14 protein-coding genes are annotated in these 15,388 nt (G+C 40.5%); 9 read left to right on the forward strand and 5 right to left on the reverse strand.

Annotated features, from left to right (window positions below; genetic code table 11):
* The first annotated feature begins 202 nt into the window (after positions 1-202).
* Both P20439_RS05800 and P20439_RS05805 read left to right on the forward strand, forming a co-directional pair.
* Positions 203-1,051 (forward strand): DUF72 domain-containing protein, encoded by an 849-nt coding sequence (locus P20439_RS05800; RefSeq protein ID WP_008111629.1) that lies wholly within the window; start codon positions 203-205, stop codon positions 1,049-1,051.
* Positions 1,052-1,078: 27 nt separating this feature from the next.
* Entirely contained in the window at positions 1,079-1,573 is a 495-nt protein-coding gene (locus P20439_RS05805; protein WP_008111632.1) for a M48 family metallopeptidase, read from the forward strand.
* A gap of 15 nt (positions 1,574-1,588) precedes the next feature.
* Here P20439_RS05805 and P20439_RS05810 read toward each other — a convergent pair whose 3' ends face one another.
* Together P20439_RS05810 and P20439_RS05815 are read right to left on the reverse strand one after the other, a co-directional pair.
* The gene (locus P20439_RS05810) at positions 1,589-2,905 is read right to left on the reverse strand and encodes a hypothetical protein (RefSeq protein WP_008465228.1); all 1,317 of its coding nucleotides are present in this window, start codon (positions 2,903-2,905) and stop codon (positions 1,589-1,591) included.
* A 170-nt stretch (positions 2,906-3,075) separates the two neighbouring features.
* Positions 3,076-3,759 carry a DUF3334 family protein gene (locus tag P20439_RS05815; protein WP_008111638.1) on the reverse strand — a complete coding sequence of 228 codons (684 nt, stop codon included), beginning with the start codon at positions 3,757-3,759 and terminating at the stop codon, positions 3,076-3,078.
* 116 nt (positions 3,760-3,875) lie between these two features.
* Here P20439_RS05815 and cmoA point away from each other — a divergent pair, with 116 nt between their 5' ends.
* The 5 genes from cmoA to P20439_RS05840 all read left to right on the forward strand — a co-directional run bounded on the left by cmoA (position 3,876) and on the right by P20439_RS05840 (position 8,231).
* On the forward strand, positions 3,876-4,601 hold the full coding sequence (cmoA, locus tag P20439_RS05820) for a carboxy-S-adenosyl-L-methionine synthase CmoA (RefSeq protein ID WP_008465229.1): 726 nt from the start codon (positions 3,876-3,878) through the stop codon (positions 4,599-4,601).
* A gap of 15 nt (positions 4,602-4,616) precedes the next feature.
* Positions 4,617-5,585 carry a tRNA 5-methoxyuridine(34)/uridine 5-oxyacetic acid(34) synthase CmoB gene (cmoB, locus tag P20439_RS05825; RefSeq protein WP_008465232.1) on the forward strand — a complete coding sequence of 323 codons (969 nt, stop codon included), beginning with the start codon at positions 4,617-4,619 and terminating at the stop codon, positions 5,583-5,585.
* Between the two features lie 195 nt (positions 5,586-5,780).
* On the forward strand, positions 5,781-6,833 hold the full coding sequence (gene purM / locus P20439_RS05830) for a phosphoribosylformylglycinamidine cyclo-ligase (protein WP_008111645.1): 1,053 nt from the start codon (positions 5,781-5,783) through the stop codon (positions 6,831-6,833).
* Positions 6,833-7,480 (forward strand): phosphoribosylglycinamide formyltransferase, encoded by a 648-nt coding sequence (gene purN / locus P20439_RS05835; RefSeq protein ID WP_008111647.1) that lies wholly within the window; start codon positions 6,833-6,835, stop codon positions 7,478-7,480. Before purM ends, purN begins: the two co-directional genes overlap by 1 nt.
* On the forward strand, positions 7,434-8,231 hold the full coding sequence (locus P20439_RS05840) for a DUF3108 domain-containing protein (protein WP_008465234.1): 798 nt from the start codon (positions 7,434-7,436) through the stop codon (positions 8,229-8,231). Before purN ends, P20439_RS05840 begins: the two co-directional genes overlap by 47 nt.
* Positions 8,232-8,337: 106 nt before the next feature.
* Here P20439_RS05840 and P20439_RS05845 read toward each other — a convergent pair whose 3' ends face one another.
* A complete protein-coding gene (locus tag P20439_RS05845; RefSeq protein ID WP_008465236.1) occupies positions 8,338-9,102 on the reverse strand; it encodes a class II glutamine amidotransferase in 765 nt (254 codons plus the stop codon).
* Positions 9,103-9,410: 308 nt separating this feature from the next.
* On the opposite strand from P20439_RS05845, the gene fadE reads away from it, so the two are divergent.
* On the forward strand, positions 9,411-11,873 hold the full coding sequence (fadE, locus tag P20439_RS05850; protein ID WP_008111724.1) for an acyl-CoA dehydrogenase FadE: 2,463 nt from the start codon (positions 9,411-9,413) through the stop codon (positions 11,871-11,873).
* Between the two features lie 5 nt (positions 11,874-11,878).
* On the opposite strand, the gene P20439_RS05855 is transcribed toward fadE, so the two are convergent.
* Both P20439_RS05855 and P20439_RS05860 read right to left on the reverse strand, forming a co-directional pair.
* Positions 11,879-12,988, reverse strand: a complete 1,110-nt coding sequence (locus P20439_RS05855) for a DUF6136 family protein (RefSeq protein ID WP_008111726.1) — start codon at positions 12,986-12,988, stop codon at positions 11,879-11,881.
* Positions 12,985-13,575, reverse strand: coding sequence for an ATP-binding cassette domain-containing protein (locus P20439_RS05860; RefSeq protein WP_008111728.1), 591 nt, complete (start codon positions 13,573-13,575; stop codon positions 12,985-12,987). The genes P20439_RS05855 and P20439_RS05860 overlap by 4 nt, the downstream gene beginning before the upstream one ends.
* A gap of 162 nt (positions 13,576-13,737) precedes the next feature.
* Between P20439_RS05860 and P20439_RS05865 the strand changes: the two genes are divergently transcribed.
* Positions 13,738-15,388, forward strand: a 1,651-nt coding sequence (locus tag P20439_RS05865; protein ID WP_036933019.1) for an alpha/beta fold hydrolase, incomplete at its 3' end; no start/stop codon positions are given.

Genomic DNA, 15,388 nt, shown 5'->3' on the forward strand with positions numbered 1-15,388 from the left:
AACACTGTTGTTTTAAAAGTTTTTATAAACACCAAAATGAAAATAAAGCCGCTAGCAATTCAAAATAATCAAATTAAGCCCTGCATTATACCCAAGTCGGTTGAAGATGCTAGGGCGTGTTTACCTTTCGGGGTGGAATTTACAGCGCACTGTTTTGTTATTTGTTACACTACCGGCACTTTATATCAAGGCTTTTGTTTGTATGCTATATATTGGATGCCCGCAGTGGTCGAGCAACGCATGGAAAGGAAATTTATTTTCACGCCAGTGTAAAAATGCCGATATGCTTAGCGAATATGCGCAGCATTTTAATTCGGTAGAAGGTAACACCAGTTTTTATGCCGATCCCTTGCCTGACACTGTATTACGATGGGCTGCCAGTGTACCCGATGAGTTTAAATTTACCTTTAAGTTTCATCGGCGCTTTAGTCACGAACTCCAACTTACTAACGTGCAACATGAGCTAACTAATTGGCTTAATTTATTCGCCCCTCTATTTGAAAAAACAGGGCAAATAATGCTGCAATTACCTAAAGCGTTTGCGCCACAACATTTAGCTAAGCTTGCCGCTTTTATTGAGTTACTTCCTAAAGAGCTAAACTATGGGGTTGAGGTACGCCACCCTGATTTTTTTAAAAAAGGTGAGGCCGAAATCGCACTTAATCAGCTTTTAATGGCACATAATATAAACCGTATTGCTATGGATACTCGGGCGCTCTTTGCAGTAAAGCCAACCACCGAAGCGCTAATAGACGCACAACAGAAAAAACCGCATTTACCAGTTCACGCTATTGCTACGGGCTCGCAGCCTATGGCGCGCTTCGTTATTGCTAACTTAGAAAACGATTATAAGACCTTTTATCAGCCTTGGCTTAGCAAAGTAACCCAGTGGCTTGATGAGGGCAAAAGTCCTTATGTGTTTTTTCATACCGCTGATAACCGCGAAGCGCCGCTGCTGGCTCGCCAGTTTTGCCAAGATTTGGGGTATAATCACAATGTACTCAATCCATTTAGTGGCGAAAAAGAAGCCCACCAGCAAGCACTTTTTTAAAAATAAATTCAAAATACAGAGACAATAATGAGTGAATACGCACGTTACTTTACCGGCTACCCTGCCAATATCGTTGAGCAAGTATTAAGCCTAATAAAAGCAGGAAAGGTAAGTGAGTATTTACTTAAAAAGTACCCGCAGGCGCATCGTATTACCAGTGATAAGTTACTGTATAGCTACGCCACTGAGCTTAAAAAGCAGTATTTAAAAAACGCCCCGCCATTTGGACGCGCTGCGTTTAAAAAACAAGGTGATATGGTCACCAATGCGCTCGGTACCCACACGTACCGTATGCAAGGTAAAACCCGCAAGCACGATTTAGCAATAAACAGCGATTTATTGCGCGCCCCTGAGCCATTATTAAAAGCATTAGTGGTGCACGAACTCGCGCATTTTAAAGAAAAAGACCATAACAAAGGCTTTTATAAACTGTGCTGTCATATGGAGCCAGAGTATCACCAGCTAGAGCTGGATTTACGGATTTTTTGTGTGGCCATTGCGATGGGTGAGAATCCTTATTGAAAATAATATGAAATCTCAACTTTCATTAACCACTGCTAACTCAGATATTTCTGAATCTTTTTTATCGACTATAGAGTTTAATTTCGAAGAATATTTATAGCCGAATACTTTTTCATAATTTTCAAAAAACTCAGTACTTTCCCTGAAATCTCTAAATAATGGCCAATCATGATAGGCCATTTCAGAAACCAAATCCCCTTCTTTACCAATGCGGCACATTAAGTTACCTGCTTCTTCAAAATCATCACATATTACAGCATACGCTAATCTAAAGTCGTAAGTGGTTGCTGTCCAATCTTTTGTATCTAATACTTTTTTTGCCGCAGAGTTTTCTCCAATTGCTTTAAGCGCAATAGAATAATTAATCGAAAACATCCTTTCCATTAAATCATCTGAAATTTTTGGCAAATCTTTAGCATACTTACATAATGTTATTGATTTGCTCCAATCCTCGGTATGTAAGAAATCAAATATCAATGAATTTAGGCTTTCATCTATTTCAGATATGCATCCCGGTGAAGTTTTTCTCCAAAGTGTCTGTCCTAACATAACTGCAACTTGAACCATGATATGACAACTGTGATAAAAGTATTCACCACCTATTTTTAATTGTTCACCTACTGAAGGAATATTTTTCGACTTATACCCTACTGATTTACATATATCTAGATACTGTTTACTCACAATACCATCACAATGAGTAAATAAATTTCGTCTTTGGGACATTTCTATAAAAACTGGCCATGCCTCAAATTTAGTTAGCTTAATTGAAAATCTTTTTTCAAGGTCATTAAACTGCTCTATGTAGCTTTTTCTTTTTATTGTTTCAATTTCTTTATCTAATATAACTTCCCTCAACTCTTCTATAGAGTTGTAAGTAAGTGCTTCAGATAATTGTATTTCTCTATTTATATTTTTGTATAATTCTGGATTTATCGAGTAAATAACCGCGATTAAATCTCCGATATATTTATCGAATGCAGAGAATAAGCTAATAAATAAACTTTTCTCCAAAACCTCGACAGGGTTAGAGTTGTTATGCCGTTCAACCTCTCTATCACACTGACGAAAGCGCCTAACAGCAATGAGTTTTTTTTCTTGCTCTTCTTCAGATTTTAGAAGATCCTGACATTCTGCTAGTTCTAATTTTAAACGCTCCGCATTTGCCTGATAGTTACTTACTGCTAACGTAATAAAATTACTAGCGCAATCCTCTATATCTAACACTCTATGTATAAAGTTATTAATAACGACATCTACTGAGAAAAAAACTTCATCCTCTTGATGTTTATCTTCCTCAACTTCATTCTTAGTTAAATCGATATTTGACAAGTTATAACTCCTTTCAACCCTAAATATATCTGAAACTTAGGACACTTATTAATATTTTATTAAAAAACAAAAAACGCGATACTAAATCGCGTTTTTTAAAATTTACTGATAGCTACAAACTGACAGCTCAAAAGCTCGTTGAGTTTCGTTTCACTCCACCCAACTTACAATTAAAGCCCTAGTTCGGCCATAAAGTCGTCGTCGCTATCATCTTGCTTTGGCTGTTTCGCTTTTTCTTTATCCGCTTTTTGCTTAGCTTCATTTTCGATAATATCGTCTGGGTCTATCGCTTCTACAATGTCAAAGTCGTGAAGTTTAATAAACTCTGTTTTATCCATCGCTAATTCTAAATAGAAGATATTTTGATTGCGGGTAGTAAACGTTACGCGACGTGCTTGCGGGCGATCCATTGTGGTATCGACCGATATTTGCACTTGCTTGTTAATGGCCATCATTTTTGGCTGATTTTGAGTAATAGAGGTATGCAACTGTTCACGCACTTTTGACGTGAAGTCGCCCACTATTTGGTTCATCAACTCGCCCATCACGTTTGAAACGTCATCAGATAAGTGGCTGTGTGCAATTTCGTCTTCTGGCATACCCATGTTACGCATGTAATCGCCATAAATTTCCATGGCCGCTTGCGCCGTAAAGTTGGTAACAACTAAGCCGGTAAAGCCCCCGTCAAATAAAACAAAACAACCTATGTCTGGTCGCATACAGGTGCGGGTAATTTTTTGTACCATGGCTGAATAGCTGATCTCGTTGCCGCTGGCTGATGAAAGTACACCCGTTACTGAGTGGCATAATGTTGCTAATATATCGTCGGTGCTAATAACCTTACTTTTGCTCATTTAATAATCTCTTTTATACTTATTCTTCATAATTCTAGTCAAGCTACTGAATTTATCACTGACTATCCAGCATAAAATGTTAAAATAGCACTATTATTTTCAAAGAGACTGCCTTCGTGAGTATAAAAGACAGTATTTATGCCTCTGAGCAACAAGTAAAAGACTTTAGTTTTGATCAAAACGTGGTTGAAGTATTTCCCGACATGATCCAACGCTCGGTACCCGGTTATGCCACCATTGTGAGTACCATGGGAAAATTAGCGGGCGAGTATGCTCAGCCAAATTCAAATTTGTATGACCTAGGCTGCTCGTTAGGGGCGGTTACCCTAAGTATGCGCCGTAATATTCAAACTGATAGCTGTCATATTATTGCTGTAGATAACTCACAAGCCATGGTGGAGCGTTGTAAGGTACATTTACAGGGGTTTAGATCAGACGTTCCTGTAACGGTTACCTTGGGTGATATTAACGAGCTTGATATTCAAAATGCATCGGTAGTGGCGATGAATTTTACTCTGCAGTTTATTCCACCAGCGCAGCGCAAAGCGGTGCTTGAAAAAATATACGCTAATTTAAAGCCCGGTGGCGTTTTGCTATTAAGTGAAAAAATTAAAGCCGAAAACGAGCAATGCGATAACTTACTAATAGACTTGCACCACGACTTTAAACGTCATAATGGCTACTCTGAGCTTGAAATAAGCCAAAAGCGTACCGCCATTGAAAACGTAATGCGCCCCGATACACTTAGCACCCATACACAACGTTTAAGAGACATTGGTTTTAGCCAAACGCAAGTGTGGTATCAATGTTTTAATTTTTGCTCAATGGTAGCAATTAAATAATTTAGAGAGTGACACATGTCTGCATGGTTTAACCAATTTTACGCTGCGATTGCACAAAGCCCACTTAGCCACTGGCTAGAAACCTTGCCTGCGCAACTAAAGCATTGGCAACAAGAGGCCAGCCATGGCGATTTACCTCAATGGCAAAAAGTACTGAAAAACTTACCTGTGGTATCAACAAACCAAGTTGATATTGTCAGCCAAGTAGCAATAGGTGCGCCTGGCGAAATGACTGAAGGCGAGCAAAAGCAAACCACGCATTTATTAAAACGAATGATGCCTTGGCGTAAAGGCCCCTTTAATGTGCACGGCATCAACATTGATACTGAATGGCGCAGTGACTGGAAATGGGATCGACTCCTGCCGCATATTGAGCCATTAAAAGGCCGTACCGTATTAGATATTGGTTGTGGTTCGGGGTATCACTTGTGGCGTATGCGCGGTGAAGGCGCACAGTTTGTAGTGGGTATTGACCCATCTGACTTATTTTTATGCCAATTTCAGGCAATTAAACACTTTAACCCAGATGAAAACGTGCATTTATTACCATTAGGTGTAGAAGCTCTGCCTGAGCTTAAAGCATTTGATACAGTATTTTCAATGGGCGTACTTTATCATCGTCGCTCACCTATCGACTTTTTAGCGCAATTAAAAGCACAGCTTCGCCCTGGTGGTGAGCTGGTACTTGAAACTTTAGTTATTGAAGGTGATGAAAACACTGTATTGGTACCGACCGACCGCTACGCAAAAATGCGTAATGTATGGTTTATTCCAAGCACAGCGGCATTAAAACTGTGGATGGAACGTGTTGGCTTTAAAGACGTGCAAATTAAAGATTGTGCTATTACAACGCTCGACGAGCAACGTAAAACTGACTGGATGGAAAACGAATCTTTAGTTGATTTTTTAGACCCCAATGACACCAGTAAAACCATTGAAGGCTACCCAGCTCCACTTAGAGCAATACTCACAGCTAAAGCCTAATTGCGATATTAAGGTTTATTTTATTATTAAAAAAGCGCCGTTGGGCGCTTTTTTGTTTACTAATACAGCAATTAGCGGACAAGTGTCCTTGTCTTTAAAATCAAATCCAGATTTCAACTAGCCGCGCCCTTGCAATTGTTGTAAAATATGCGCGTTTCTAAGTAAGCATCAAAACAACTATTTTGAGGAAAACCTGTGAGCGAACAAAAACAGTCTCTAAGCTATAAAGACGCGGGCGTAGATATCGACGCTGGTAATGCACTTGTTGAGCGTATTAAAGGCGTAGTTAAAAAAACTCGTCGTCCTGAAGTGATGGGCGGAATTGGTGGTTTTGGCGCACTTTGCGAAATTCCTGAAGGTTATAAGCAACCCGTACTTGTAGCAGGCACCGACGGTGTTGGCACTAAGTTACGTTTAGCAATTGACCTTAAAAAGCACGATACCGTAGGTATCGACTTAGTTGCGATGTGTGTAAATGATTTAATAGTACAAGGCGCTGAACCCCTGTTTTTTCTAGATTACTATGCAACGGGTAAACTAGATGTAGACACAGCAGCCGACGTAGTAACCGGTATTGGTAAAGGTTGTGAAATTTCAGGTTGTGCCCTAATTGGTGGTGAAACAGCTGAAATGCCAGGTATGTATGATGGTGAAGACTACGACATGGCAGGCTTTTGTACCGGTGTAGTAGAAAAATCTAAAATTATTGATGGTACTAAAGTAGCCGCAGGCGATCAGCTAATTGCCCTTGCTTCTAGCGGTCCTCATTCAAATGGTTTCTCTTTAATTCGTAAAGTATTAGAAGTGTCTAACGCTGATACTAACCAAGTGATTGATGGCAAAACCTTAGGTGAGCATCTTTTAGAACCAACACGCATTTACGTTAAACCATTACTTGAGTTATTCAAGCAAGTAGATGTGCATGCTCTTTCGCATATTACTGGTGGCGGCTTTTGGGAAAATATCCCACGCGTATTACCTGAATCTGCAAAAGCGGTTGTTAAAGGTGATAGCTGGCAATGGCCTTCTGTGTTTAGCTGGTTACAAGAAAATGGCAACATTACCACTCATGAAATGTACCGTACATTTAACTGTGGTGTGGGCATGGTGTTAGTTGTACCTGCTGATCAACTTGAAAACAGCTTAAACATTTTAAAAGATCTTGGCGAGAATGCATGGCACCTTGGTGAAATTCAAGATGCGGTTGCAGGCGAAGAGCAAGTTGAAATTGTAGGTGGTGCTGCGTAATGGCACCCACTCGTCTAGTAGTTTTGATCTCAGGCAGTGGCTCAAATTTACAAGCCATTATTGATGCCTGTGAAAGCGGCGAGATAAACGCTCATATTGCGGCTGTTATTAGTAATAAAGCAGACGCATATGGGTTAGAGCGTGCAAAAAATGCAGGCATTGCAACGCAAGTACTGAGTCATAAAGAGTTTGACTCCCGCGAAGCATACGATGCCCAGTTAATGCATATAATTGACTCTTTTGAACCAAATCTAGTTGTATTAGCTGGGTTTATGCGTATTCTAACTCCTAGCTTAGTGCAAAAATATGTTGGAAAAATGTTGAACATTCATCCATCTTTGTTGCCTAAGTACCAGGGGCTGAATACCCACCAAAGAGCAATTGATGCAAAAGACGACGTTCACGGCGTTAGTGTTCACTTTGTTACTGAAGAATTAGACGGCGGGCCCGTTATTCTCCAAGCCAAGGTGCCTGTATTAGCAGACGATACTGCAGATACACTCGCTAAACGTGTGCATGCACAAGAGCACATAATTTATCCTTTGGTGGTCAAGTGGTTCAGTGAACAACGACTTACGATGGAAGCAGATTATGCAGTTCTTGACGAAAAACAACTTCCTGCACACGGCGCGCACTACCCAAAATAAAAAATTAAGTGCCTGGCTATTTTGTGCGGGCACTTTATTACTGCCTACCAGCCTGGTTGCAGGTGAGTTAACCCAGTATCAAGCCAGCTACGATATTTTGCGCAAAGGCGCAAATCATGGTACAGCCGAGCGGACGCTTAAAAAACTCGACAATGATAACTATCAAGTCACCTATCACAGCGATATTGAATGGATGATTTTCTCTGACTCACGTCAAGAATCATCAACCTTTAGCTTTATTAATGATAAAGTAGAGCCTATTAAATACGCTATGATCCGCACAGGCACAGGGCCTGACAAAAAGTATGAAATTAACTTTGACCGTCAAACCAAAACGGTTACCAGTAACACCAGCGATTACCCGTTAAAATGCCAATGGGAAGATAAATTCCAAGATGGTATTTCTTATCAAGTACAAGTTCGTGAAGGCCTTAAAAAAGGCAAAACTAGTTTCTCGTTTCCGTTAGTTGATAAAAAAGGTAATTGCCGTGACTACGACTTTGAAGTGGTAGAAACCGAAATGATTTCTTTGCCTATAGGTAATGTAGAAGCAGTAAAAGTTAAACGCTTATACGATAACGATAAACGCCAAGCTTTAGCCTGGTTTGCCCCAGAAATGGATTACATGTTAGTGCGCATGTGGAAAGGTGAAAAAGGTGTTGAGCAGTTTGAAGTGCAGATGAAATCGTTTACCGTGATCAACCCATCGGCTCTACCTGCACAAGTTAAAAACGAAATAACACCAGAGTAAATTGCTTACAAGGTGAAAGGCCCAAGTGTGACGACCATAACTTGGGCTTTTCATTTTAATACTTAAATTTAAAACTTTAAGCTGGGTTTCGTTTTACTCTACCAACCTACATTAATTCACCCATTTTAAATAACGCAAACTCTCCTGGCTGCATTTTTTGCCAGCGCTCATCATTCGTCAAAGGCCTTGTGGCTATAACCGTCACTACATCGTTTGGCGTGGTTTCTTGTTGAAAGTCGACCACCATGTCGGCATCAATCAATGTAGCTTTACCAAATGGCGCACGGCGCGTTATATAGTGTAAGTTATTAGTGCAATACGCTAAAACAAATACACCATCGGTCAATAACATATTAAATACGCCCTTTTCACGCAATGTATGCGAAAGCTTAGCGGCATATCTAAATACCGACGCCATATTATTTGGACGCTTTGGGTATTTTTCACGAATTTTGTCGAGCAACCAACAAAATGCCAGCTCGCTGTCGGTGTTACCCACTGGGCGATAATACTCTGTTTTTAAATCGTGATAATTTGAAAGCTGCCCATTATGTGCATAGGTTATTTCGCGCCCCCACAACTCTCGAGTAAACGGATGGGTATTTTCAAGACATACCCGACCACGGTTTCCTTGGCGAATATGGCTAATAACCGATACACTTTTAATTGGGTACGCTTTTACCAGCTTTGCTATTTCTGACTGGTAACTTGGCTCTGGATCTTTAAAGGTTCTGCAGCCTTTACCTTCATAAAAAGTAATGCCCCAGCCGTCTTTGTGCGGCCCCGTATTTCCACCACGCTCCAACAACCCTGAAAAACTAAAACAAATATCCGTTGGCACATTGGCTGACATGCCAAGTAATTCACACATAAAATAAATAAACCTTTAAAAAGCTAAACATAGAATATCGTTCTATTTTTAATAAGCGTACACTGATTATCATAAGTATATTTACTTAATTAAACTTATATTACTACTAGATTAATTGATTTTTTTAACGCTTATATTTTTTATGATAAGCCGAAATAAACGATTACAGCCAAACTGTTCGTATAACATACAACGCATTGTAATAATCGTACCGATAACTACACTTTAATCTAAGTAATGTACTTGAAACTTAGCGTTACTAGCGCTACTCTAAACGAGGTGGTCTGACCTCTATTAAGGAATTAGCAATGACACTCATATTTACACTCGGTTTAATCGCACTGCTCAGCATTGCGCTTTACCACAGAGCGAGTTGGAACACAGCACTTGGTGTTTCTGCCGCAACATTATTAATTGGTACCTTTGCCGGTGCTTTTGGTTTAATTAGCTGGGTGATCTTTTTAATCATCGCAGTGCCTCTTTCTGTTACTGGTATTCGCCAGCAATACATTATCAAACCTATTTTCACTATCTTTAAAAAAGTAACACCAAGCATGTCTGACACCGAAAAGTCAGCAATCGATGCGGGTACTACGTGGTGGGAAGCGGATTTATTTTGTGGTAATCCAGATTGGAAAAAGCTTCACCAATACCCGGTTCCAAAACTCACTATTGAAGAGCAGGCATTTATCGACGGCCCTGTTGAAGTAGTGTGTAGCATGCTGGACGATTGGGAAGCAACGCATGAGCTTACCGATCTACCTCAGGATGTATGGCAATATCTAAAAGATAATAAATTCTTTGCCATGATCATTAAAAAGGAATACGGCGGCTTAGAATTCTCTGCATTTGCACAATCGTGTGTACTGCAAAAGCTAACCAGTAAATCAACATTGCTTTCGTCAATTGTTGGTGTACCTAACTCGTTAGGTCCGGGTGAGTTATTACAGCACTATGGTACTGAAGATCAAAAAAATCATTACTTACCGCGTTTAGCAAGCGGTCAAGAAATTCCATGTTTTGCACTTACCTCGCCAGAGGCGGGTTCTGATGCAAGCTCAATTCCAGACTACGGTGTAGTATGTAAAGGGCAATGGAATGGCGAAGAAGTGGTGGGTGTAAGCCTTACATGGAACAAACGTTACATTACGCTTGCGCCTGTGGCTACGGTACTTGGCCTAGCATTTAAATTACAAGATCCAGATGGATTATTAAGTGATGTTAAAGAGCCTGGCATTACCTGTGCGCTTATTCCAACAGATACCCCAGGGGTAGAAATTGGTCGTCGTCACTTCCCGCTTAATGTGCCGTTCCAAAATGGCCCTACTCGCGGTAAAGATATTTTCGTTCCACTTGATTACATTATTGGCGGCCCAGAAATGGCTGGTCAAGGCTGGCGTATGCTAGTTGAATGTTTATCGGTTGGTCGTGCAATTACATTGCCGTCAAACTCAGCCGGTGGCATTAAAATGATTGCAGTAGCAACAGGTGCTTATAGCCGTATTCGTCGTCAATTCCGTTTACCTATTGGTAAAATGGAAGGGGTTGAAGAATCAATGGCGAAGCTTGCTGGTTATGCTTACAGCTCAGACGCTGCTGTTAGTATGTCAACAGGTGCGGTTGATTTAGGCGAGAAGCCATCCGTTGTGTCGGCGATTATTAAGTACCACCTTACCGAGCAAATGCGCGATTCAACCATTCATGCAATGGACGTGCTAGGCGGTAAAGGGATCATGCTTGGGCCAAATAACTATTTGGGTCGTGGCTATCAAGGTGCACCTATTGCCATTACCGTTGAAGGTGCAAACATCTTGACCCGTAATATGATTATTTATGGTCAAGGTGCAATTCGCTGTCATCCATTTGTACTTACCGAGCTAGGTGCGTGTGAAATTGAAGACCGCGAAGAAGCGCTTAACGTATTTGATAAAGCGCTAATGGGTCACATTGGCTTTACCATGTCTAACCTTGTACGTACTAAGTGGCTTGCGCTTACTGGCGCTCGCTTTACTAGCGTGCCATACAAAGACGAAACTGCAGAGTTTTACCGTATTGCGTCTCGCTTTAGTGCATCACTTGCACTTATGTCAGACATTAGCATGGCGGTATTTGGTGGTTCTCTTAAACGTAAAGAACGTATTTCAGCACGTTTAGGCGACTTATTAAGTTACCTTTACTTAGTATCTGCAACGCTAAAACGTTACAACGACGAAGGCCGTAAAAAAGAAGATTTTGCATTGGTTCAATGGAGCTGTCAGGATCACCTTTACCACTGCCAGCGTGCACTTGCTGATTTAATCAATAACATGCCGTCGGCTCCACTACGTGGTGTTTTAAAAGTATTGTTATTCCCGTTTGGTCGTCCGGTTCGTAAACCTACCGACAAACTTGAGCACAAACTAGCGCAGTTGTTACAAGTTCCTAGCGAAACACGTAATCGTTTAGCAAGCTATGTATACCTTACAAACGAACCGCTTAACCTTGTGGGCCGTCAAGAGCAAACGCTTAAAGACGTTCTAGAAGTAGAGCCATTGTTTGAGCGTGTATGTAAAGAGAAAGGCGTAAAGCTGCCATTCTTCCAGCTTGATAAAGTGGCGCAAATGGGTTTAGAAGCGGGTATTTTAAGCCAAGCAGAAGCCGATAAGCTCGCTGCAGTTGAGAAAGCACGTCTAGATGTGATTAACGTTGATGACTTTGACCCTGCAGATTTACTTGCCGGCAAAGCAGCGCGTAATAGCAAAGCGAAATCTAAAAAGGCAGATGCTGCTTAACTTTACTAATAAAAGCTAAGCAACACACCTGTTATAACCATCCAAACCAGCGCATAATGCGCTGGTTTTTTTTGCGCTAAGGCCTGTTGTAGTAAACACCAAATAACCCCTATTACTAGCAACAAGCAATTTGCTTGATTAAATAAAACCACAAAACCAACCAGTGCGAGTAATAATACAATTAAGCTAGGAATAAATAAGCTAACAAAGAATGCTGTTTGCTTATTCTGCATGTTAAAAAACACACTGTACTGCTGATATAGGTGACGACAATCAAATTGTAGTGAGCTACTAAATAACACCACAAAGGCAAGTGACAAAATACTGAATATAGCAGCTAAATCAGCGCGCTCTTGTAACAACACCTTGGATGCCATAAATACACATAGTAATAAAGCTCCTCGCCATATCAAAGCCCAGCTATTATGCATAAAAAATAACAGCCAAAAGCCTGTAAGTGAATTCAACTTTAGCTTAGCTGTAGCATTAAAAGGGACCATCAAGGTGCTTAGCGCAAACAACAGAACAAAGCCGCTATGATAAAGCAATGAACTGACATCAAGCGGTAACGTTGCCCAAATTGCGGATAACAAAAAGCCATAAACCAGCGCTATTGGCTTGTATAAACATAAAATGCCGAGCACAAATTGCAATAGTAAAAACAACCAGAAGTGCGGCACTCTAAGCCACTGACTCACACTAAGATCAATCGCGATAATGAGGCTCGCAATCAACCAGCCATTGCTTAAAAGTAAAAGCTTTATATCCATAAAACCAAGCCAATACCGCTTCACCAATGTTTGTTGAAAGGCACGTTGAGCGGTGTTTTTTATCGCAGATTTCATTGCGCTCAACATGACACTTTGCAACAGCAAATACAGCCAAGCCATCTGCGCACCATACTGCGGTGCATCGCTGCTATCGATAATTTTTCCCAGCCCTAAAAACAACAGTAAAATCATACCAAGCATGGCAGAGCCAAGTACCACTAGAAATAACAAGCCAAAGTTTTTAAGTTGCAACAATAATTGCGTGAGTTCAGTTTTGTAAGCCTGATAACGATAATCCATAAAGGAGCGATATTGCCCGATTGATTGTTTTAAATTTGCAATCATAACGGTATACACTCAAAGCCACGCTCAATAAATGGCGCTGGTTCATGGCAAGTGATGACTATTTGCCCATTTGGCTTATCTATTAGATATTCATCAAGCAGTACTAATAAATACTGAATACTGGCTTGATCAAGTGCTGCGCTGGGTTCATCTAATAGTAAATACGGTGCATCACGCATCAGCGCTAAAATTAACTGGCATTTTTTTTGGTTACCTGACGATAGCGCATCAAACCGTGTATTTAAAAATTCATTAAAATAAAATCCATCTATTATTGTCGTTGGCCAATCACAACCCAGCGTATTCACGGACAAGTTAATAATTTGCTTTGCCGTAAGAAAGTCAGGTAAAGCAATACAGTCTGAGGCTATAGCAACTTGTTTATGCGGTTCGGTTAATGCTTTTTTAGAAAATAAAATCTGCCCACTTTGGCGCGTTTCGAGCTCTGCCAACATCATCAACAACGTTGTTTTACCTTGGCCATTAGGCGCTTCAATGCATATTTTAGGTGCACAAAACTGCACACTATAGCCACTGTACAATATGTTTTCAGCAAACTGTTTATGTAACCCAATGACTTCTATCATAAATACTCCCTGATTTTGAAAGTGAATTATAACTGGTTTTCTATTTTCGTGGGCTACATGGTTTGTAACACTTTATTGCAGTTCGAATAGGCTAATTACTTGCGTTTAAAAAATGTTCGGTTAACACTAAAAGTCTATAATTATAATCCAAGGAATGTATCTATGAAAAAAGCCCTCAAATTTGCCTGTATTACCTGTGCAGTATCAATTGCATTAACAGGTTGCAGTCAATCTAATAATTCAGCCTCTACCCCTGTGGCAACTGAGCAAACACAACAAGTAAAAACCTATAACGCTAAAACCTTTTTTGATACAACATCTATCATGGGCAGTAGCTTTTCCCCGACTGGCGATAAAGTTCTAGTTAGTAGCGATGAAAGCGGTATCTATAGCCTCTATGAAGTCGATGTAAAAACAGGTAGCAAAACGCGCCTAACCAATTTTGAAGACAGCACCTACCCTATTCGCTATTTCCCAAATGATGAGCGTGTACTATTTACCAAGGACTCAGGCGGTAATGAGCGCTACCATGTTTATGTGCGTGAAGTTGATGGTTCAATCAAAGATTTAACTCCAGGGGAAGAAACCCGCGCGAGTTTTGCAGGCTTTACTAAAGATGGCAGTCAGTTTTTTATTACCAGTAATCAACGCGATGCCAAGTTTATGGACTTGTATCGTGTAGATAGCAAAACCTATAAAGTCACGCCCGTTTATCAAAACACACAAGGACTAGATGTGGGCGCAATTAGCCCCGATGGACGCTACATTGCACTGTCTAAAAATAATACCAATAAAGACAGCGATACGTTTATTCTTGATACCTATAAGAAAACCCTCAAGCCACAGTTAATTTCTAAACACGATACCCCAGCACAATATACGCCTGAAACCTTCTCTGTAGACAGCAAATATTTATACTACTCAACAGACGCTAAAGGAGAGTTTTCACAGGTATGGCGTTATGAGTTAGCCACAGGCGAACATAGCCCTGCACTAAAAGATAATTGGGACGTTAGCTTTATTTACTTTTCTAAATCTGGGCGTTACCAAGTAAGCGGTGTAAATGCTGATGCCAGCACAAAGGTCACAGTAAAAGACACGCAAACAGCGGATGAAATTGCCATGCCTAAATTACCTGCGGGAAATCTACGTGGTGTGAATTTCTCAAGCGATGAGAAAACCATGGCGTTTTATTTAAATTCAGATACCTCACCAAGCAACTTATTTGTTTGGCAAGTTGGCAGTAATGAAGCCAAGCAACTTACCAACACATTAAGTGAAGATATAGATCAAAACGACTTAGTAGAGAGCACCATTGTGCGCTTTAAAAGTTTTGATGATTTAGAAATACCGGGCGTATTATACAAACCAAAACAAGCCAGCAGCACCAATAAAGTACCTGCACTTATTTGGGTGCATGGCGGCCCAGGTGGGCAAAGCCGAACTGGTTATAGCGCAATGCAGCAACATTTAGTTAATCATGGCTATGCTATTTTTGCCGTCAATAACCGCGGTAGCTCAGGCTATGGTAAAACATTTTTCCATTTAGACGATAAAAAACATGGCACCGATGATCTACAAGATATTGTCTACGGTAAAAAACACTTACAAAGCCTAGATTGGGTCGATGCAGATAAAATCGGCATCATGGGTGGTAGCTACGGCGGCTTTATGACCGCAGCCGCGCTTGCCTTTGAACCGGAAGAGTTCAAAGTAGGTATCAATATTTTTGGTGTGACTAACTGGGTACGCACACTGAACTCAATTCCACCATGGTGGGAAAGCTTTAAAAAGGCGCTATACGATGAAATGT

The organism is Pseudoalteromonas sp. BSi20439 (assembly GCF_000241165.1).
Lineage (GTDB): Bacteria > Pseudomonadota > Gammaproteobacteria > Enterobacterales > Alteromonadaceae > Pseudoalteromonas.

Excerpts from the sequence above, each read along its gene's own strand:
- P20439_RS05805 (WP_008111632.1), top strand. The coding sequence starts at position 1,079 with ATGAGTGAATACGCACGTTACTTTACCGGCTACCCTGCCAATATCGTT.
- P20439_RS05855 (WP_008111726.1), bottom strand. The coding sequence starts at position 12,988 with ATGATTGCAAATTTAAAACAATCAATCGGGCAATATCGCTCCTTTATG.
- P20439_RS05845 (WP_008465236.1), bottom strand. The coding sequence starts at position 9,102 with ATGTGTGAATTACTTGGCATGTCAGCCAATGTGCCAACGGATATTTGT.
- P20439_RS05860 (WP_008111728.1), bottom strand. The coding sequence starts at position 13,575 with ATGATAGAAGTCATTGGGTTACATAAACAGTTTGCTGAAAACATATTG.
- cmoB (WP_008465232.1), top strand. The coding sequence starts at position 4,617 with ATGTCTGCATGGTTTAACCAATTTTACGCTGCGATTGCACAAAGCCCA.
- P20439_RS05800 (WP_008111629.1), top strand. The coding sequence starts at position 203 with ATGCTATATATTGGATGCCCGCAGTGGTCGAGCAACGCATGGAAAGGA.
- P20439_RS05815 (WP_008111638.1), bottom strand. The coding sequence starts at position 3,759 with ATGAGCAAAAGTAAGGTTATTAGCACCGACGATATATTAGCAACATTA.
- purN (WP_008111647.1), top strand. The coding sequence starts at position 6,833 with ATGGCACCCACTCGTCTAGTAGTTTTGATCTCAGGCAGTGGCTCAAAT.
- fadE (WP_008111724.1), top strand. The coding sequence starts at position 9,411 with ATGACACTCATATTTACACTCGGTTTAATCGCACTGCTCAGCATTGCG.